Raw genomic sequence first — 19,158 nt, 5'->3', positions numbered from 1 at the left:
CCCCGGCCTCCTGCTGAGCGCCGACATTGGTGCTCAGCGCGTCCCCGGACTCCGCGTCGTGCTCCTTGTCGCGGCCGCCGTCGATCTCCTCGGTCTCGGCCCGGCGGAACTCCTCGGTGACCTCCTCGGCCGCCGTACGGGGTTTCCTCTGCCGCTCGCCCATGGCCGGCTCCTCTCGTTTCCGGTCGGCTACGGGTATCCCCCTCCGCGTGCTCCACGCGCGCACCGGTATGCCTCTCCGGCCCGGACGGCGTCTCCGGCACCGACGGCCTCTCCGGCCCTGGCGGCTCTCCGATCCAGGACGGCCTCTCCGGCCCTGGCGGCTCTCCGATCCGGACAGCCAGGACGGACAGCCCGGCCGCCGGGCTCCCACGGGGCACCGGCCGGCCACTCCGGCCGGCCGTTCGTCAACGGCCCCTTCCGGCCGACCGCCCGGACCACCCGGGCCCGACCGCCGTTCCAACCGGCCCGCTCCGGCCGTCGGCCGTTTCGGCAGGGGTGGCCGCATGGCGGTCCGGTCAGGCCGTCTCCCGGGCCGCCGTGCGGCCCGCCGCTCGGCCGGAGAAGAGGCAGCCGCCGAGGAAGGTGCCCTCCAGCGAGCGGTAACCGTGCATCCCGCCACCCCCGAACCCGGCCGCCTCCCCCGCCGCGTACAGACCGGGCACGGGGCCGCCGTCCGCGCCGAGGACCCGGCTGCCCAGGTCGGTGTGCAGACCGCCGAGCGTCTTGCGGGTGAGGATGTTCAGCCGTACGGCGATCAGCGGACCGGCCGCGGGGTCGAGGATGCGGTGCGGGGCGGCGGTGCGGATGAGCTTGTCGCCGAGGTAGCGGCGGGCCCCGTGGACGGCGGTCAACTGGAGGTCCTTGGTGAACGGATTGGCGATCTCGCGGTCCCGGGCGGTGATCTCGCGGCGTATCGCGGCCTCGTCCAGCAGCGGTTCGTCGGTGAGCGCGTTCATGCCCCGGACGAGTGCGCCGAGGTCCTGCTCCACGACGAAGTCGGCGCCGCGGTCCATGAACGCCCGGACCGGGCCGGGAACGTCGGCGCGGGCGCGCCCGATGACGTCCCGGACGCTCTTGCCCGTCAGGTCCGGGTTCTGCTCCGAGCCGGAGAGCGCGAACTCCTTGCCGATGATGCGCCGGTTGAGGACGAACCAGGTGTGGTCGTGGCCGGTCCGGGTGATGTGCTCGAGGGTGCCGAGCGTGTCGAATCCGGGGAACAGCGGCACCGGCAGCCTCCGGCCCCGGGCGTCCAGCCAGAGCGAGGACGGGCCGGGGAGGATGCGGATGCCGTGCCGGGCCCAGACCGGGTCCCAGTTCTGGATGCCCTCGGTGTAGTGCCACATGCGGTCCCGGTTGATCAGGGCGCCGCCCGCCCGCTCGGTGATCTCCAGCATCCGCCCGTCGACGTGCGCGGGGACGCCGGAGAGCATCCGCCGCGGCGGCTCGCCCAGCCGCTCGGGCCAGTTGCGGCGCACCAGTTCGTGGTTGCCGCCGATGCCGCCGGAGGCCACGACCACGGCCCCGGCCCGCAGCGTGAACTGGCCGTTGGCCGTCCGCGAGCTGGCCTCTCCGCGCGCGGCGGGGCTCGGTTCGAGAACGGTGCCGCGGACGCCGTCGACCCGGCCGTCCGTGACGGTCAGTTCGTCCACCCGGTGCCGGAAGCGCAGTTCGACGGTGCCGCGGGCGGCCGCCTCGCGCACCCGCCGCTCGAAGGGCGCCACCAGGCCGGGTCCGGTGCCCCAGGTGATGTGGAAGCGGGGCACCGAGTTGCCGTGGCCCGTGGCGTCGTAACCGCCGCGCTCGGCCCAGCCGACGACCGGGAAGAACCGCACGCCCATGCCGCGCAGCCAGGACCGCTTCTCCCCCGCGGCGAAGTCGACGTACGCCTCGGCCCAGCGGCGCGGCCAGTCGTCCACCGGCCGGTCGAAGCCCGCCGTGCCGAGCCAGTCCTGCCAGGCGAGTTCGTGGCTGTCGCGGATCCGCATGCGCCGCTGCTCGGGCGAGCCGACGAGGAACAGCCCGCCGAAGGACCAGTGCGCCTGGCCGCCGAACGACGCCTCCGGTTCCTGGTCCAGCAGGACGACACGGCGCCCCGCGTCCGCCAGTTCCGCCGTGGCCGCCAGCCCGGCCAGCCCGCCGCCCACCACGATCACATCGGCGTCGTACGCCATCACCGCCGCCTTCCGCCGTCCGGGCCCGCCCCGCGCTCCCACCGTCCTCCGCCCGTGCCCCGGCGACAACGCGCGTGCGGCTAGAGTGCGAAGGGATTTATCAGCCACTGACAAAAGGGGATCTCTCATGGGCCGCTCCGAGCGCGCCGCCGCGGCGGACGCCCTGCGGCGCGCTTCCCCCGGCCCGGTCACCGAGATCGTGGCGGCCGTCCGCCGTGCGCTGCCCGCCTACCAGGTGCTGCACGAGAGCCAGCTGGACGAGGTGCGCTCGATCGCCCGGTGGGCGCTGACCCGGCTGCTGCGGATGTGGGTGGACGACACGGGCCTGACCGCCGCCGACACGGACCGGGCACGCGCCATCGGGCGGGCCCGGGCGGCGGACGGCCGCTCCGTCGAGGCGGTGGTACGGGCCTACCGGGTGGGAGCCGCCACCGTCGACCGGCTGCTCGCTGAAAACTCCGCACACTCCGCCGGCCGGCTCGGGCCGGAGGACGTGTTCGTGCTCAACCGCGTCTGGCTGCGCGAGCTGGACGCCCTGACCGACGCGCTCACCGGCGGGTACGCGGACGCCGCGCGCTGGCTGGACGCCGACCGGGACCGGGCCTGCCGCGCCTTCCTGGACGACCTGCTGGCCGGCCGCCGGGCGTCCGCCGCCGAGACCGCCGACCGGGCGCGCACCCTCGGCGCCGTGCTGCCGGACCCGGCCGCCCTGCTCGTCACCCGGCCCGCGCGGGCCGGACGGGACGCCTCCGCCCAGGCGTCCGCCGTCGCGGCCGGTCTGGAACTGGCGGACCGGCTGGGCGGCGCGGGGTCCGCGGGAGGGGCCGGGGCCGCAGGAAGGACCGGATCCGCAGGAGGGGCCCGGGCCGCGGGCGGCGCCGCGGCGGGCTCCGGGGCCCGGCGGACCGCGGACAGCGGCACGGCCCCGGCGGGACCGCTGTTCACGGCCCGCGCGGACCACGCCGTGCTGCTCCTGCCCCCGGAACGGCTGCCCGGGACCGGCCCGGCGCTGCGGGAACTGGGGCTGCGCGGCTGTCTGCTCACCGGCCGCGCCCCGGACGAACTGGCGGCCGCGTACCGGCTGGCCCTCGGCGCGCTGGAGACCGCGCCCGGCCGCGCGTACGACTCCGACGGGCTGCTGGACGGCGCCTCCGCGCAGGTGACCGGGCTGTTCAACGGTGTTCCCGGCGCCACGCCCGCGGCCGCCCGCCGGGAGGTGCTGGGCCCCCTGCTGGAACCGGCGCACCACCATCTGGCGCGCACCCTGGACGCGTATCTGCGGACCGGCTCGGCCACGGCGGCGGCGGACGCCCTGCATCTGCACCCGCAGACGCTGCGCTACCGGATGCGCCGGGTCCGCGAACTGACCGGCCGCGACGAGCGGGATCCCTGGCAGCGGCTGCTGCTGGAGGTGGCGCGGACCGTCAGCGGCTGACGGACCCGCCACCGCTCGGCACGGCCCGCTCGGCACGGCCCGTACGTCCGCGGGCGCCGGCGCCCCTGCTGCCGCCCGGACACGGCACGGGCCGTCCGCGGCCGGGCGCCGCACCGGCAGCAGCCGGCTGTCGCATGGCGGCACGCAGTGCTCGACGAGCCCGTGGCGGGCATGGGCCACGACTGTGGTTCTCAGTCAGCTGTTCATCGGCATCAGCATCGAGCCCGGCGGCTCGGGGCAGCGGCACGTGGAAGACCGGCGGCTTGGAGCAGCGGCCCGCAGAAGACCGGCGGCCTGCGCGCGGCGGCCCGCAGAAGACCGGCGGTCGGCGCGCGGCGGCACGAGGAGACCGGCGGGCCGCACACCCGCCGCCGGGCCCGCCGTTCCCGGCGAGCGCAGCCTTCACCCGGTCTCTGTCAACAGGTGACAAACCGCGAGCGGATCGTCATGCTCTCCCCCACGGCAGATCACCGGAAGGACGGCCCGCATGAGTTCCACCCCCGACCACCTCGCGCAGCCGCGGCAGGCCCCCGCCTCGTTCCAGGACGAGATCTACCTGAACGGCCTGCTGACGGGCGAGGCGCCCCCGTACGGCACCAGGCCGGCCGGGCTGGAGGAGGCCGCGCGCGAGCGGATGTCCCCCGAGGCGTACGGCTATGTGGCGGGCGGCGCGGGCAGCGAGGCGACGGTGCGCGCCAACCGGGCCGCGCTGGACCGCCGCACGATCGTGCCACGCATGCTCCGCGACGTCGGAACCCGGGACCTGTCCTGCACCCTCTTCGACACGACACTGCCCGCCCCGGTGCTCCTCGCCCCGGTCGGGGTGCTCTCCATCGTGCACGAGGACGCCGAGCCCGCGGTCGCGCGGGCGGCCGCCGGACTGGGCCTGCCCATGGTGCTGAGCACCGCGTCGTCCACCACCCTGGAGGACGTCGCCGAGGCGTCCGGGGACGGGCCGCGCTGGTTCCAGCTGTACTGGCCGAAGGACCGGGACGTCACGGTCAGCCTGCTGGAGCGCGCGAGGGCCGCCGGGTACACGGCGCTGGTGCTGACCCTCGACACCTGGCTGCTGGGCTGGCGACCGCGCGACCTGGACCGGGCGTATCTGCCGTTCCTCCAGCGCGTGGGCATCGCCAACTACCTCAGCGATCCGGCGTTCCTGGCCGGGCTCGCCAAGCCCGTCGAGGACGACCCGCTCGCCGCGGTGGCGCACTGGGCGGGGATGTTCGCCGACCCCACCAAGACCTGGGAGGACCTGGCGTTCCTGCGCGGGCACTGGGACGGCCCGATCGTGCTGAAGGGCGTGCAGCACCCCGACGACGCGCGCCGCGCCCGCGACGCCGGCATGGACGGGGTGGTGGTGTCCAACCACGGGGGCCGCCAGATCGACGGGGCCATCGGTTCGCTGGAGGCGCTGCCGGCGGTCGCCGCCGCCGTCGGTGACGACCTCACGGTGCTCTTCGACAGCGGCATCCGCGGTGGCGCGGACGTGCTCAAGGCGATATCGCTCGGGGCCCGGGCGGTCCTGGTCGGACGGCCGTACGTGTACGGGCTGGCGCTCGGCGGCGAGGCGGGGGTGCGGCACGCGCTGCGCTGCCTGCTGGCCGAGTTCGATCTCTCGCTGGCCCTGTCCGGGCACACCGGGCCCGGCGAACTGGGCCCCGGCACCCTGTCGGCCGGCTTACCCGGCGCCCGCGGGCCGCGCTCAGTGCGTGCTGAGCGCGTTCCGCAGGATCTCCGTGACCTCCGCGTCGCCGACCTGGGCGAAGTCCGCGTAGAACTGCCCGACCGCGTGAAAGGACGGCGGCTGCTCCAGGCACACCGTCTCGTCGGCCTCCGGGCGGAGCGCGGAGACGGCCTGCGGTGAGCCGACCGGCACGGCCAGCACGAGCCGGTCCGGTCCCCGGCGCCGCACGGCGCGCAGCGCGACCCGGGCGGTGCTGCCGGTGGCCAGCCCGTCGTCGACGAGGACCACGGTCCGGCCGCGCACGTCGGGCGGCGGGCGGCCCTGCCGGTAGAGGTCTTCGCGGCGCCGCAGCTCCTCCCGCTGCCGGGAGGCCTCCGCGGCCATGTCGCCCGGGCTCAGGCCGAGCATCTCCAGTGACTGCTCGTCGTAGAACGGCTCCTCCTCACCGGTGACGGCGCCGACCGCGAACTCGGGGTTGAAGGGCGCGCCGATCTTCCGGACGACGAGGACGTCCAGCGGCGCGTGCAGCTCGCGCGAGACCTCCTGCGCGACGGGTACCCCGCCGCGCGGCAGGGCCAGGATCAGCGGACTCGGGAGGCCGCCTTCGCGCTGCCGTGCGGCCAGTTCCCCGGCGAGTGCGCGGCCGGCCTGGATGCGGTCCTGGAAGGGCATGGGGTTCCTCCTTCTCGTACGGTGTGGCGCGGCCTCGTGCGGTGCGGCGCGGCGGGACGCCGGGTACGGGACCGGTCCGGGCGACCGTCCGGGCCCGTGGCGCTCGGGGCGCTGGGGCACGAAGGGCTCCGCGGGCTCCTGCTCCACCCTCCGCACTCCGCACTCCGCACTCCGGACTCCGGAAACCGGAAACCGGAAACCGGAAACCGGAAACCGGATCCGAGTCCGGGACACGAGGTCCGGGCTCGCTCCGAGGTCCCGGCTGTGAGGTCCCGGCTGTGAGGTACGGGTTCCGCGGGCCGGGCTGCGGGCTCCCGGGGTGCGGGGCGTTGAGGACGCTTCAAGGTGCTCAGGGCGCTCGAAGCGCTCAGGGCGCGGTTTCCGGGATGGTCATCCGGACGAACCAGTCGCGGGCCGCGGCGGCCGCCTGCTCCAGCGTTCCGGGCTCCTCGAACAGGTGGGTGGCCCCGGGGACGACGTGCACGCTGCACGGCGCCTCGATCTCCTCGGCAGCCTCCCGGTTCAGGCGCAGCACGTCGTGGTCCTCACCGCCGACGATCAGCAGCACCGGGGCCCGTACCCGGGCGAGGGCTCCGGCCGCGAGGTCGGGGCGGCCGCCCCGGGAGACGACGGCCCGTACCTGCTCCGGACGTTCGGCCGCCGCCGTGAGGGCCGCGGCGGCTCCGGTGCTGGCCCCGAAGAGGCCGACGGGCAGACCGCTGGTGGCCGGGATCCCGGCCAGCCGGTCGACGGCCGCCACCAGGCGGCGCCCGAGCAGCGGGATGTCGAACCGGTGCTCGGCGGTGACCGCGTCGACGCGTTCCTCCTCCTCGGTGAGCAGGTCGAACAGCAGGGTCGCCAGCCCCGCCTTCTGGAGCACCCCGGCGACGGCCTGGTTGCGCGGGCTGTGCCGGGAGCTGCCGCTGCCGTGCGCGAAGGCCACCACGCCGACGGCCGGATCGGGGTGGACCAGGTCACCGGTGAGGCCCGCCCCGTCGGCGTCGATGCGGACTGTGTCGAAGACCATGCGCCACCTCCTGCCGGGCTGCGGTACGGACTGCCGCTGCCCGGGGTACCCGCCGCCGACGGCGCTATGCGGGGCGCCCCGGGGCGTCCCGGACCCCGGCGGCACGGGAGGCAAGCCCGTGACCGGTGAGATACGTCATTCTCCCGGCGCCCGGCCGGTGGGTAGTCTGGCCGCCGCCCCGCGACCGTGCGCCCGCGCGCGGCTGCCCGGCCCGCACACGCCCCGGCGCCGGACACGGCGAACCCCCGGCCCGCCACCCCGGCCCCTTCCGCACCCGACGCCCCACGCACCACGTGTACGCCCCAAGCCCCGCTCTCACGCCTCGCATCTCACGACTCGCATCTCACGACTCACGTCTCACGCCCGACCTTCACGCCTCACGACCGAAAGGGCGGATGCCCGCATGCCCGCCGACCTGTCACCGGTCATCGCGGCCACCGCGCAGTGGCTGCTGCGCGCCTACCCGGGAACGGGTGGCGCCGTCAACGCCGCGCTGGCGGAGATCCAGGCCCGGCAGGCCGCCACCGTCGCCGCCCGGCTGCGCTACCCGACCGCGATGGACGCCGGTCTCGTCCTGGTCGCCGGGCCGGGCGGCACCGGCGGGCTGGACTGGCTGACCGGGACGGACGCCGCCGACCTGTCCTCGGAGGAGTACGCGTGGCGCACCTGGGTCGACGAGGTCGTCGCCAGCTGGGCCGCCTGTCTGCTGACGGATCCCGGGACGGCAGCCGCGGCGGTGGCCGCGCTCGCCGGCGGTGAACACGTTCCCGGGAGCCCGGAGGAGTTCCGGCGGCTCACCGAGCCCGGGGCGGGAGACCGGCTCGCCGCTCCGCTGCTGCGCCACCCGGACCTGCTGGAGCCGGTCGCCGCTCTGCACCGGGACCAGTTGGTCGCGCTGCTCGGCGGAGGGCTGGCCGAGGCCGCCTGACCGCGGGCGCCCGCCTCGCCGCCGGCCGGCCTCGCCGTCCCGGACGGCATCGGCCGGCGGCGCCTTCCACACCGGACACCGGACTCACCGCACCGGCCGCCGCACCGGAGCCGGGCTCACCCGCACAGGCCGCACCGGTTCAGGATTCACCCCACCGGCCGCCCCGGTCCGGAACGGCCGCGCCCGCCGGGCCCCGTTCGGCCCGGTCGCACCAGCCGGCCCGAACCGGAAGACAGCCGCGCCGTCGGCCCCACCGGAGAACAACCGCGTCGCCGGCCCTGATGCCGAACCAGCCGGTCAGCCACACCCGCCGGGCCGGATCCGGAAACCGGCCGCCCCCGATGAACCAGCCGCACCGCCGGCCGCCCCCGTCTCAGGACTTGCCGCGTCCGCCGAGCGCGTCGCGGACCCGGTCCACCAGACCGGCGCCCGGGGCGACCACCCGGTTGTACGGGGGCCTGAGCGGGGCGTGCGGGTGCGGATGCGTCGGCGCCCGCTTCTTGGCGTGCCGCACCTTGTCGCCCAGCTCCCTCAGCTCCTCGGCGGAGGCGGCCTGCCGCAGCCGGCGGAAGAGGTTGTGCTCCTCGTCGCGCACATGCCCGCGGATCTCCCGCGTCAGCTCCGCGATCAGCCGGTCGAACTCGGGGTCGTCCGCGTCCCGGTGCTCCAGCCGCTTCATCACGCGTTCCGCGGTGGCGTGGTCGCCCAGTTCCTTGTCGGCGACGCTGCCGCCGTTCGGCAGCAACCGGCGCACGGCCGGGTAGAGGTGCATCTCCTCGGCGACGCTGTGCCGCACGAGTTCGACGATCACCTGGTCGGCCAGGGTCTTGCGCCGCTCGTCACCCACGGGCAGCGCCTCGATCCGCTCGAACATCTCCTCGAACTCGCGGTGGTCGATGGTCAGCTCGTCGATGACGTCTCCGAAATGCCCCATCGCGGTCGCTCCCTGGGGTGGTGCCGTGTGCCTTCCGCTCCGCCGGCTGTACGGACGCGCCCCGAGGCGTACCCGCGTGCGCGCCCCCTACACGGGCGTTGAGCCGTACGGCGCACACTCCGGCGCCATGCCGTAGGGCGCACGCCTGCGGTATGCCGGGCGGCGCGCACCCCAGCGGCATGCCGTACCGCCCGCATCCTGCGGTATGCCGGGCGGCGGGGCACGCACCGCCGCCCGTTTTCGGGCCCCGCCCCCGGGCAAGCGGCAGAGACGACGCCGGGCGCGGGGAGCCGGGCGGCCGGTACCGAGGGGAGGGCGGACCGTGCGGCTGCGCCACACACGACCCCACGAGCCCGGCTACGGCCGCAGGCGGCACGGCCGCGGCTTCCGCTATCTCGACACCTCGGGCCGGCCGCTGCGCGACCGGGCGGCCCTGGACCGGATCCGGGCTCTGGTGATTCCGCCCGCCTGGACCGACGTGTGGATCTGCACCCGGCCGAACGGTCATCTGCAGGCCGTGGGCACCGACGCCGCGGGCCGTCGGCAGTATCTGTACCACCCGCAGTTCCGGGCCGAGCAGGAGCAGGCCAAGCACGACCACGTCCTGGAGGTCGCCGAGGCCCTCCCCCGGATCCGTGAAGCCGTCGAGGCGCATCTCGGCGACCGCGGGCTGACCCGGAACCGGGTGCTGGCGACCGCGGCCCGGCTGCTCGACCTCGGCTTCTTCCGGGCCGGCAGCGACCGCTACACGGATCTCAACCAGTCGTACGGCCTCACCACCCTGCTCCGGGAGCACACGAGCTGCGGCCGCCGGCAGGTGACGTTCGCCTACCCGGCCAAGCACGGACGCGAGCAGATCCAGGCGGTGGCCGACCCGGCGACCTGCAGGGCCGTGCACGCGCTGAAGCGCCGCCGGGGCGGCGGCGACCGGCTGCTGGCGTACTGGGAGCGCCCCGAGTGGCACGAGGTGTCCGGCGCCGACCTGAACGCGTATCTCAAGGAACACGGCGGTGTGGACGTCACCGCGAAGGATTTCCGCACCTGGCACGCCACCGTGCTGGCCGCGGTCGCCCTGGCCGTGTCGGAGCACGCGGCCGGAAGCCGCGGCGCGGGCCGCCGGGCCGTCGCGCGCGCCACCCGCGAGGTCGCCGACTATCTGGGCAACACCCCGGCGGTGTGCCGGGCCTCGTACATCAATCCGCGGGTCGTCGAACTCTACGAGGAGGGCGTGACCGTCGCTGCCGCCCTGGAGCATCTGGGCGACGAGGGCGGCTTCGGCGTGCCCGCCACCCAGGGCGCAGTCGAGCGGGCCGTCCTCGGCCTGCTCCGCACCGGGCGTCCGCCGGCGGGCGGCTGACGGAAACCGGCGGGAGCGGGGGGAGCCGGGGGAGCTGCCCGCGGCGCGGCCGGGCACAGCCCCCGCGCCCCGTGCGGAGCGCCGCCGGCCGGCGCGGGAAAGGCGTCCGTACGCCGGGTCCCGCCACCCCCGCCACCCCTGCCGGCGGCGCTGCGGCCGGTGCGGCAGCGAGCCGGTGCGCGACGCTGGTCAGCGCCGGGGCTTGGTCTCGAACGCCGAGCCCATGTCGGGATCCCCGGCGCCCTGGATCTCGGTGGCCACATGGTGGACGGTGACCAGGTCGTGCAGCACCTCGCGGGTCTCCTCGCGGGGCAGGTGGGCCGCCCGGGACACGTCGTCGAGCCGCACCGGGGAGCCGCCGTGCGCCTCTTCCTCCTCCGCGAGGGCCCGGAAGACCTGCTCGTGCTCCCGGGTGTAGCCGCGGCTGCCCGTGCCGGTCACTCCGGGGGTCTGCGCCGCGCCGGGGGTCCGCACCTCGGCGTCCGCCTCGTCCCCGGCCCGCCACTCCGGCTTGCCCCGGTGGGTGGCGGCCAGCTTCTCCTCGTGCGTCGTCTGCCCGCGGTCGGAGAGGTGGGTCCGCTGCTTGGACGCTCCCGTCGTGACGTTGCGGGCGCTGGGCCGCTCCCCGGCCCGGCGTGCCTCGCGGGCCGCCGCCCGCTTCTGGTCCTCGTCACCCTCGGTCCTCTTGCGCACCATGGCAGGTCCTCCTCGGCGCCGTACGGTCAGCTGACGGGAGCCGGGTAGCCCGCCGCGCCGGAGGCGAAACCGCAGGCGGCACGGCCCGCGGCCACCCGGTGTCCGCTGTCACGACCGGGAGGCCGGGAGGCCGGGAGACCGGGAGACCAGGAGACCAGGAGACCAGGAGACCAGGAGACCAGGAGACCAGGAGACCAGGAGACCAGGAGACCAGGAGACCAGGAGACCAGGAGACCAGGAGACCAGGAGACCAGGAGACCAGGAGACCAGGAGACCAGGAGACCGGGAGGCCGGGAGACCGGGAGGCCGCGCCGGGAGGCCGGGCGACCGGTCCGCCGTACGGCGAACCGGCCCGGTGGGCGTCCCGGTGCGTACGGCGCGCCGGGGCGCTCACCGGACCGGGTCCGGTCAGCCGCTCTTCCCGCGCCCGGAGAGCGCGTCGCGGGCGCGGTCCACGAGTCCGGCGCCGGGTGCGAGCAGCTTGTTGGCGGGCGGTGTGGAGGGCGATGCGGGGTGCGGGCGGGTCGGCGCCGTCTTCTTCGCCTTCCGCACCTTCTCCCCGAGTTCGCCCAGCGCCCCGGCGCCCGCTTCCCGGCGCAGCCGCGGGAAGAGATTCTGTTCCTCGTCCTGGACGTGGCTGCGGATCTCCCGCATCAGGTCGCGCATCAGCCGGTCGAACTCGGGGTCGGACGCCCGGCAGCTCTCCAGTTCCTTCATGGTCCGCTCGGCCGTCGTGTGGTCCTCGATCTCCTTGTCGGCGATGGCGTCACCGTCCGGCAGGTACTGGCGCACCGCGGGATAGAGGTACATCTCCTCGGCGACGGAATGCCGTACTAGCTCGATCGTGACCTGGTCGGCCAGGTTCTTGCGCCGCTCGTCACCGCTCGGCATCGCTTCGATCCTGCCGAATAGCTCTTCGACCTCACGGTGATCCGTGGTCAGTTCCTCGATGACGTCTCCGCCGTGGCCCATGGTCGTCCGCTCCCTTGTGACGCTGTACGGAATCGCCCGTTGTGACGATTGCCTCCTCACGGTGAGGAGACCGCGTCGGGGTACCCCCGTCGTGCACCGCCTAACGTCCGGAAGGAGAAGCCGCCGGGCGCGGGCCGCGGCTCAACGGCCGCTGCGCGGCGGACGGGTGGGGTCCGGCCGCGGGGCCGGGCCCCACCCGTCCCCGCGTGCCCGCCGGCTGGGCGGGCTGCTCGAGCTGAGCGGAAGCCTTCTCGGCGGAGCGGCTACGGCCCGCCTTCCTTCTTCTGCCGGCGCACCGCCTCGGGGTCCCCGGAGGCGGGGGCGGCGCCGCGCGGAGGCGGGTCCTCCTCCACCGGCGGTGTCCACGGCCCGCGTTCGGTCTTCTCGCCCGGCTGGACACCGGGGACGGGGCCCTCGGCGATCTCGGGCTGCTGCTCGTCGCTCCCGGCGACGTTCGGCGTGTCGGCCTTGCCGATCGGCAGGTCGCCCGGCGCGTCCGCGCCGTCCTGCTGCGGGGTGGCCTCGGGGCGGGTGCGGGGCCCGCCGTCGTCTTCCTCGCCGTGCTGTCCGCGTGCCGGGCCGGCGCCCTCGGGTCGCTGCTGCATCGTTCGCCTCCTGGCAGTTCGTGGGCAGGCTGTCCCACGCGTACCCGGAGGCGAACGGTCGTAACGGTCCTCGTCAGGCCGCCGGGAACGCCCGCCAGAAGCGATGGACGATCTCCCGGAAGCCGGTGTGCCGCGGCAGCCCGTCGGCATGCCGGGCGGCCCACCCGTAGGCGGCCTCCGCGCTGTCGGCGGCACCGGACGAGTGCAGACACGTGGTGCACTCGACTTCGTAGACGGCGCTCGGGGCCTCGGGGGCCGGTTCCGGGCGTATCACCCAGTCCGCGTGGCGGTGAACCGTCTCGGTGCTCATACCAATCCCTTCCACCCGTACGCCTCGCGCGCGCCGCCGTCGGCCCACTCGGCGGGTGTGGCCGGACGGACGTCGTGCGGGGAGGCTTCCCACTCCCGGCCGCCCTCCGGGCGCCGCAGGTACATCCGGCCGCCGAGCGTGTCCATCACGACTCCGATCCGCCCCTGCCTGGCGTCCAGTGCCAGCTCGCCGATGGCGCAGTGCGCAGCGGGCTTGCGGTTGCTGCTGACGCTCACCACTCCTCAGTGCTACGCCGAATCGGGGGGGCCGGCACGGCGGTGGCCTGTCAGGTCTGCGGGAGCGCGGCCGTGCTGCTTGCCACCCCCGCTCGGTGTCCCGGCAGGCGGCGCGGCCGCGTCCCCCGGCGTTCACTATCCCCGGATCCGGGCCACCCCTGCAAGTACATCTGCAAGAACGCTTGCAATTGCACGGGGAGTTGACTTCAGTACAGGAGTGACGGCAGCACCTGTACCTGGCGGGAAAACGAGAAAAGAGACCCCAGTGCACCATCCGTACGAAAACGGCATGTCGGCCGCCCTCCTCGCCGGAGCGGCCTGGCGGAAGAGCCGGTACAGCAACCCGAGCGGCAACTGCGTCGAACTGACCCGGCTGCCCGACGGCGGCGTCGCCGTGCGTAACTCCCGCGACCCCGAAGGACCTGCCCTCGTCTACACCCGGGACGAGATGGCCGTCTTCCTGCACAGCGCCAAGGACGGCGAGTTCGACAGCATGGTCGGCGAGTGCTGAAACGCACCCCCGGCGCACGACGCGCGGTGACTCTCTGCTGCTGTACGGGACCCGGCTCGTGATGGAACACTGGGCACTTGCCCATTCACTCAGGGGAGCCAGCATGTCCGCCGCTCGGCCGGGTCACGAACCATCGATACGGCGCTTTCTCGAGCATCCGCAGGGAGGACCGACGGTCCTGCGGATCGTCCTCGGCACCCAGCTCCGCAAGCTGCGCGAGGCCAACGGCGTGTCCGCCAAGGCCGCGGCGGACGTGATCCGCGGTTCGCACGCGAAGATCAGCCGGCTGGAGCTGGGCCGGGTCGGCTTCAAGGAGCGGGACGTCGCCGACCTCCTGACGCTCTACAACGTCACCGACGAGGACGAGCGCGCCGACTTCCTGACCCTCGCCCGGCGGGCGGCCGAGCCCGGCTGGTGGCACCAGTACAACGACATCCTCCCGCCGTGGTTCGAGACGCACCTCGGGCTGGAAGAGGCCGCCTCCGTCATCCGCAGCTACGAGAACCAGTTCGTGCCGGGCCTGCTCCAGACGGAGGGGTACGCCCGGGCCGTGACGACTCTGGGCCATCCCCGGGCGTCCGGCGCCGAGATCGAGCGCCGGGTGCGGCTGCGCATGACGCGCCAGCAGTTGCTGGACCGGCCCGGCGCGCCCCGGCTGTGGGCGGTGCTGGACGAGGCCTCGCTGCGCCGTCCGCTGGGCGGCGCGCCCGTGATGCGGCAGCAGCTGCGGCATCTGATCGAAGTCTCCCGGATGCCGAACGTCGTCCTGCAGATCGCGCCCTTCAGCATCGGCGGCGTCTCGGCGGCCGGCGGGCCGATCACCATCCTGCGGTTCCTGGAGCCGGACCTGCCGGACATCGTGTATCTCGAGCAGCTGACCAGCGCCCTCTACCTGGACAAGCCGGAAGACCTGGACAACTACCTCGCCGTGATGGACCGCCTCTGCGCCGAGGCCGACCCGCCGAGCGCCACGGTGCCGTTCCTGGAGAAGCTGCTCGCGGAACTCACCTGACGGTTCGTCCCGTCAGCGCCCCGGACCCGCGGGATCCTCCGCGACCGTCGGATCCTCCGCCTCCCGGGCGCGCAGGCGCGGCGCGAGGCGGTCCGGGGACAGGTCCGCGTCACCGGTGAGACCGGACTCCAGGGCCCGTGCCCACGCGACCAGACCGGCGGCGTCGATGCCGTACGGCGGACGGGCGGCGTAGGGCTCGACACCGTCGGCCGCGCGCAGCAGCAGGCTGCCGGCTCCCCTGAGGTTGCCGCGGGCCGCGTGGGTGAGGCCGACCGCCAGCTGGGCCATGGCCCGCCACAGGGCGCGGTCGGCGTCGGAGGACGACGACTTCCAGGCGTCCTCGAAGACTTCGTGCGCGTGGAAGGGCTTGCCCTCGTCGAGGAGTTGCTGGGCCTCGTCCAGCGTCTGCCCGGGGGTGCGCACGATGCCTTCGGGCTGCCGCTCGACACCCTCGGCGCCGTACGGCAGCGGGCGGCCCAGGCCGTCGCGGGGCCGGGCGTTGCGCGCGCGGCCCTCCTCGTCACGGTCCCGCCGGACGGCCGCCGGAGGTCCTTCGTGACCCCGCCGGGAGCCGCAGTTCTCGCACACCGACGGGTCGGGCCCCTCCCGCATCCGTCCGCACTCCTCGCACACCCGGTCGAGCCAGCACGCCGGGTCTCCGCCTTCTCGCCCTCGTTCAGTGTCCACACGTCGATGGTGCACCCTCGCCGCCCCGGTCCGTCACCGGGTCCGCTCGACGGGCGTTCCGCACCGGGACCGCCGGGCGCGGTACGGGCGGGGTGCGGGCGCGGAAGGGTGCCCGCGGCGGTGCGGGCAGGGGAAGGCCCCGGCCAGGACGGGGGGACCTGGCCGGGGCCGGCACGAGGGGATGACCGGGCGGCCGGACGCCGCCTCGGTACCCACTAGTAGTTTAACCACCAACCAGCTGTGCTTCTTTCCATCGACGGAAACTTTCTTCCGCGGCGGCCGTGAAAGTCCGGCCGAGGGCGCCCCACATCGCCGGTGGACCGGTGTGCCGGCGGTGGACCGGGGCGCCCCGGTGGACCGGGGCGCGGCGCCGGACGCGATCCGTCGCGCGACGGAGGGCCGTCCTCGTGCCGGGCGTGTTTTGGGCCGGCGTGTCCGGGGCCGGGCGTGCCGGGGCGGTCGGGGCCGGGCGGTCCGGCGACGCGGCGGGGAGGGGCCGCAGCTTTCCTCGTGCGCCCGCCGGGGTCACGGCACGGCCCTCAGGTGAGCCGCAGCCGCAGTTCCTTCTCCTGGTCACCGGAGGCGCCGCCCTCCTCCTCGGCGTGGTAGCAGCCCTTCAGCGCCCGGCGCACCTGCTCGACGGCCTGGTAGCCACCGGAGATGTCGGCCACCACCGGTCCGGACAACGAGGCACCCGCGGTGATCTCCCCGGCCCGCTCGACATCCACCGTCGTCGACCAGACCGTGGGGCGGCCGTCCGCGGCCTCGGGCCCGTGCGCGGACGGCTCGACGACCGTGGGGAAGGCCGTGCCGAGGGCGCTGAAGACCGCGTCCGCGTCCTGCCGGGCGCAGTCGGTGAGCTGAACGCTGACGTGGGTCGGCCTCTGCTGGTCGTTCATCGGCTGGGCTCCTCTGGCGGTGGTGACGTGCTCGCGGGCCTGGTGTGGCCGTTGCGTCCGGTATGGCCGCTGTGCTCGTCGGGGTCGCTGTGGTCGGTGCGCCCGGCGCGGGGGCGCCTCTCCGACCGTAGGAGAGAGTCGGGTGCCGCGCGCGGGGACGCGTCGGCGCCGCGGGGCCTCGCGGGCGACGCCACCGGTTCGGGTCAGCGGCCCGCGGGGTCCCGCCGCACATCTCCCGCGTGCCCTGATCCCGTGGCCGTATCCCCGGCTTCCCCGGCCGTTCGCGGTGTCCGCCCGGCACTGGACCGGTGCGGGGAACTTGCCGGACGTCGCGGTCGCGCACCCGGGCCACCGGCACGGACTGTGATACCGATCTTTCGCGAGTACCTCGAGCCGTACAGCGGAGGGCCCGCGGCCCTTCCCCTGGACCCGCTCCGTATGGAGCCCGACGAAGGGCGGCAGAACCCATGACCGGACACCATCTCCTCGTGCACGACGGCACGTTCGCCGGAGTGAACGACTGCGGGGACATCTCGGGGAAGCGCGGCCCCACCCCCGACGGGCTCTTCGCCCGTGACGCGCGGCACCTCAGCCGCTGGCAGCTGACCGTCGAGGCATCGGCACCCCAGGTGCTCGTCGCCGCGGGGCAGGCCGGACCGGACCGGCCGCTGGCCGCGGTCCTCACCCCGCCCGGCAGTGAGGAGGAGCCACCCGCCTACACGGTCTTCCGCGAGCAGGCGGTCGCCGACCGCTCGCTGGTCGAACGCATCCGGCTCGCCAGCAACCGGCCCGGGCCGGTCCTCGCCCGCGTCGCGCTCACGGTCGACGCCGACTTCGCCGACCAGTTCGAACTGCGTTTCGACGACCGGCAGTACGAGAAGCCGGGCGCCGTCCGCTCGGCCGTGGAGAAGGCCGGCGGCGTGGAGTTCGGCTACGAGCGCGTCGGCAGTTCCGCCGCGGACCGGACCTGGCACGCCCGCACCGTGGTCGGCTCGCAGCCGGTGCCCGACGCGGTGACCCGCCTCGGCGAGGGCACGGCCCGGACCCTGGAGTGGCAGGTGCGGCTGCCCCCGCACGGCGAGGCCGAGGTCGTCGTCCAGGCCTCCGCGCTGCCCAGCGGGGAGGCCGCCGCGCCGCCGGCGCTCCGCACCCCGGCGGCGGCCGTGGCCCGGATCGCGCGGGAGAACGCGGCGTTCTCCGCGGCCGCCCCCCGCCCCCGGGACGTCATCGGCTGGACCGAGCTGGCCCGCTCCTGCGAGCAGGGGCTGGCCGATCTCGCCGGGCTCCGCGCGCCCGCGGCCGGGCCGGACGGCGAAGCGCTGCGCGTCCCGGCCGCGGGCATCCCCTGGTATCTGGCCCTGTTCGGCCGGAACTCCCTGTTCACCTCGCTCTTCACACTGCCCTACCGCCCGGAGCTGGCCGCCGCCACCCTCGCGGCGCTCGCGGCCACCCAGGGCGGTTCCTACGACCCGGACCGGCAGGAACAGCCCGGGCGGATCGTGCACGAGGTGCGCCACGGCGAACTCTCCCGGTTCCGCCAGGTGCCCTACGGGCGCTTCTACGGCGCCGTCGACTCGACCCCCCTCTTCCTCACCCTGCTGCACGCCTACACCGAGGAGACGTCCGACCCCGCGCTCGCCGTGGCGCTGGAGAAGCAGGCGCGCTCCGCTGTCGAGTGGCTGTTCGGCGACGGCGGCCTGAGTGACCGCGGCTGGCTCGCGTGCGGGCCGGAGAGCGCCGCCGGCCGGGGTCCCGCGGGCCAGGGCTGGAAGGACTCCCCCGGCGCCCTGTGCTTCGGCGACGGCGTACGGCCGCAGGGTGCGGTGGCGGTGGCGGAGGCCCAGGGCTATGCCTACGACGCGCTGCTGCGCACCGCGCGGCTGGCCCGCTCGGTGTGGGACGACGCCCCGTTCGCCCGGTCGCTGGAGGAGGCCGCCGGCGCCCTGCGGGAACGTTTCCACCAGGCCTTCTGGATGGAAGAGGCGGGATTTCCGGCACAGGCCCTGGACGGCGCGGGCAACCGGGCGGAGGCGCTGGGCTCGGAGGCCGGGCACCTGCTCTGGTCCGGGATCCTCGACCAGGAGCGGGGCACGGCGGTCGGCCGGCGGCTGCTGGAGGCGGACTTCTTCACCGGCTGGGGCATCCGGACCCTCGCCGCGGGCCAGGCCCCGTATCACCCGCTGTCGTACCACCGCGGCTCGGTGCGGCCGCACGACAACGCCGTCATCGTCCTCGGGCTGGCCCGGTACGGACTGACCGAGCAGGTGCTGGAGGCCACCCGCGGGCTGGTGGACGCGGCCGCCGCGCACGGGTGGCGGCTGCCCGAGGCAATGGCCGGCTACGCCCGGGGCGACCAGCCGGCCCCGGTGCCGTATCCGCACTCCCGCCGGCCGCACGCCTGGGCGGCGGCCGCGCCGCTGGCGCTGCTGACCGCGGTGAAGGGACAGGTGCGCTGAGCACACCGGAGGACGGCGGCCCGCCACCCGGCTTCACCCGTTCGGCGTAATGCCGGGCAGTGCCGGACGGCCCGGTCGCCGCTCCCCGGCGCACCCGGGCGGCGGTCGGCGGCCGGCTGCCCGGTGGCCGCCGCCCGCTCCGGTCGCGGGGTGCCGTGCCCTGATGCGCAATGGAGAGAGAGCACGCCTACTCATGTCGTGCCCGCGCGAAAGGAGACAACGGCGATGACTGCACCCCATGGCCACAATCCGCAGGATCTGGCCGGGCTCTCCGTGTCCGACAAGGACGGCCACAAGGTCGGCACGGTCCAGCAGGTCTACCTGGACGACGCCACCGGCAAGCCGGAGTGGATCACCGTGCGCACCGGTCTGTTCGGCACCAAGGAGACCTTCGTCCCGCTGAGCGGCGCCCGGCGCTCCGAGGGCCAGGTCCAGGTGCCGTACGGCAGGGAGGACATCAAGGAGGCACCGCGCATCGACGCCGACGGGCATCTGGAGCCGTCGGAGGAGGAGAACCTCTACCGGCACTACAACATGACGCCCAGCCGGTCGGCCGGGCG

18 protein-coding genes and 1 pseudogene are annotated in these 19,158 nt (G+C 75.1%); 8 read left to right on the top strand and 11 right to left on the bottom strand.

Features of this window, described 5'->3' with window-relative positions; translation table 11 throughout:
• Positions 1-518: 518 nt before the first annotated feature.
• Positions 519-2,174 carry an FAD-binding dehydrogenase gene (locus tag GCU69_RS10565; protein WP_156205763.1) on the bottom strand — a complete coding sequence of 552 codons (1,656 nt, stop codon included), beginning with the start codon at positions 2,172-2,174 and terminating at the stop codon, positions 519-521.
• Between the two features lie 127 nt (positions 2,175-2,301).
• Here GCU69_RS10565 and GCU69_RS10560 point away from each other — a divergent pair, with 127 nt between their 5' ends.
• Complete coding sequence (locus tag GCU69_RS10560; RefSeq protein ID WP_156205762.1) at positions 2,302-3,609, top strand: PucR family transcriptional regulator; 1,308 nt, start codon at positions 2,302-2,304, stop codon at positions 3,607-3,609.
• Positions 3,610-4,096: 487 nt separating this feature from the next.
• Positions 4,097-5,476 (top strand): lactate 2-monooxygenase, encoded by a 1,380-nt coding sequence (locus GCU69_RS10555; protein WP_328629988.1) that lies wholly within the window; start codon positions 4,097-4,099, stop codon positions 5,474-5,476.
• Here GCU69_RS10555 and GCU69_RS10550 read toward each other — a convergent pair.
• Both GCU69_RS10550 and GCU69_RS10545 read right to left on the bottom strand, forming a co-directional pair.
• Positions 5,438-5,968 (bottom strand): annotated as a pseudogene (locus GCU69_RS10550) (phosphoribosyltransferase); the annotation flags it as partial. The gene GCU69_RS10555 and the pseudogene GCU69_RS10550 sit on opposite strands and share 39 nt — an antisense overlap.
• A gap of 367 nt (positions 5,969-6,335) precedes the next feature.
• Entirely contained in the window at positions 6,336-6,995 is a 660-nt protein-coding gene (locus GCU69_RS10545; RefSeq protein WP_156205761.1) for a dienelactone hydrolase family protein, read from the bottom strand.
• A gap of 403 nt (positions 6,996-7,398) precedes the next feature.
• Here GCU69_RS10545 and GCU69_RS10540 point away from each other — a divergent pair, with 403 nt between their 5' ends.
• Positions 7,399-7,923 (top strand): hypothetical protein, encoded by a 525-nt coding sequence (locus GCU69_RS10540; protein WP_156205760.1) that lies wholly within the window; start codon positions 7,399-7,401, stop codon positions 7,921-7,923.
• Between the two features lie 373 nt (positions 7,924-8,296).
• Here the strand turns inward: GCU69_RS10540 and GCU69_RS10535 are convergent, their stop codons facing one another.
• Positions 8,297-8,857, bottom strand: a complete 561-nt coding sequence (locus GCU69_RS10535) for a hemerythrin domain-containing protein (protein WP_098754704.1) — start codon at positions 8,855-8,857, stop codon at positions 8,297-8,299.
• Between the two features lie 322 nt (positions 8,858-9,179).
• On the opposite strand from GCU69_RS10535, the gene GCU69_RS10530 reads away from it, so the two are divergent.
• Positions 9,180-10,214 carry a DNA topoisomerase IB gene (locus tag GCU69_RS10530; RefSeq protein ID WP_098754705.1) on the top strand — a complete coding sequence of 345 codons (1,035 nt, stop codon included), beginning with the start codon at positions 9,180-9,182 and terminating at the stop codon, positions 10,212-10,214.
• Between the two features lie 189 nt (positions 10,215-10,403).
• On the opposite strand, the gene GCU69_RS10525 is transcribed toward GCU69_RS10530, so the two are convergent.
• From GCU69_RS10525 to GCU69_RS10505, 5 genes are all read right to left on the bottom strand, one after another.
• Complete coding sequence (locus GCU69_RS10525) at positions 10,404-10,910, bottom strand: hypothetical protein (RefSeq protein WP_098754581.1); 507 nt, start codon at positions 10,908-10,910, stop codon at positions 10,404-10,406.
• 408 nt (positions 10,911-11,318) lie between these two features.
• Positions 11,319-11,882 (bottom strand): hemerythrin domain-containing protein, encoded by a 564-nt coding sequence (locus tag GCU69_RS10520; protein ID WP_098754582.1) that lies wholly within the window; start codon positions 11,880-11,882, stop codon positions 11,319-11,321.
• 263 nt (positions 11,883-12,145) lie between these two features.
• Entirely contained in the window at positions 12,146-12,487 is a 342-nt protein-coding gene (locus tag GCU69_RS10515; RefSeq protein WP_098754583.1) for a hypothetical protein, read from the bottom strand.
• 73 nt (positions 12,488-12,560) lie between these two features.
• The gene (locus GCU69_RS10510) at positions 12,561-12,797 is read right to left on the bottom strand and encodes a DUF7848 domain-containing protein (RefSeq protein WP_098754584.1); all 237 of its coding nucleotides are present in this window, start codon (positions 12,795-12,797) and stop codon (positions 12,561-12,563) included.
• On the bottom strand, positions 12,794-13,033 hold the full coding sequence (locus tag GCU69_RS10505; RefSeq protein WP_235978385.1) for a hypothetical protein: 240 nt from the start codon (positions 13,031-13,033) through the stop codon (positions 12,794-12,796). Before GCU69_RS10505 ends, GCU69_RS10510 begins: the two co-directional genes overlap by 4 nt.
• Positions 13,034-13,322: 289 nt before the next feature.
• Here GCU69_RS10505 and GCU69_RS10500 point away from each other — a divergent pair, with 289 nt between their 5' ends.
• On the top strand, positions 13,323-13,544 hold the full coding sequence (locus GCU69_RS10500) for a DUF397 domain-containing protein (RefSeq protein ID WP_176604559.1): 222 nt from the start codon (positions 13,323-13,325) through the stop codon (positions 13,542-13,544).
• A 103-nt stretch (positions 13,545-13,647) separates the two neighbouring features.
• Positions 13,648-14,556 carry a helix-turn-helix domain-containing protein gene (locus GCU69_RS10495; RefSeq protein ID WP_098754587.1) on the top strand — a complete coding sequence of 303 codons (909 nt, stop codon included), beginning with the start codon at positions 13,648-13,650 and terminating at the stop codon, positions 14,554-14,556.
• 12 nt (positions 14,557-14,568) lie between these two features.
• Here the strand turns inward: GCU69_RS10495 and GCU69_RS10490 are convergent, their stop codons facing one another.
• Both GCU69_RS10490 and GCU69_RS10485 read right to left on the bottom strand, forming a co-directional pair.
• On the bottom strand, positions 14,569-15,168 hold the full coding sequence (locus tag GCU69_RS10490; protein ID WP_156205765.1) for a DUF309 domain-containing protein: 600 nt from the start codon (positions 15,166-15,168) through the stop codon (positions 14,569-14,571).
• A gap of 614 nt (positions 15,169-15,782) precedes the next feature.
• Positions 15,783-16,142 carry a hypothetical protein gene (locus tag GCU69_RS10485; protein ID WP_098754753.1) on the bottom strand — a complete coding sequence of 120 codons (360 nt, stop codon included), beginning with the start codon at positions 16,140-16,142 and terminating at the stop codon, positions 15,783-15,785.
• A gap of 467 nt (positions 16,143-16,609) precedes the next feature.
• Between GCU69_RS10485 and GCU69_RS10480 the strand changes: the two genes are divergently transcribed.
• Together GCU69_RS10480 and GCU69_RS10475 are read left to right on the top strand one after the other, a co-directional pair.
• A complete protein-coding gene (locus GCU69_RS10480) occupies positions 16,610-18,598 on the top strand; it encodes an amylo-alpha-1,6-glucosidase (RefSeq protein ID WP_156205759.1) in 1,989 nt (662 codons plus the stop codon).
• Between the two features lie 225 nt (positions 18,599-18,823).
• Positions 18,824-19,158: PRC-barrel domain-containing protein (locus tag GCU69_RS10475; RefSeq protein ID WP_170315818.1), on the top strand; the 335-nt coding region annotated here is incomplete at its 3' end.

This window comes from Streptomyces lycii (assembly GCF_009735685.1).
Lineage (GTDB): Bacteria > Actinomycetota > Actinomycetes > Streptomycetales > Streptomycetaceae > Streptomyces > Streptomyces lycii.
The sequence above is the reverse complement of the archived record's forward strand: the minus strand, read 5'-3'. Positions and strand labels throughout refer to the sequence as shown.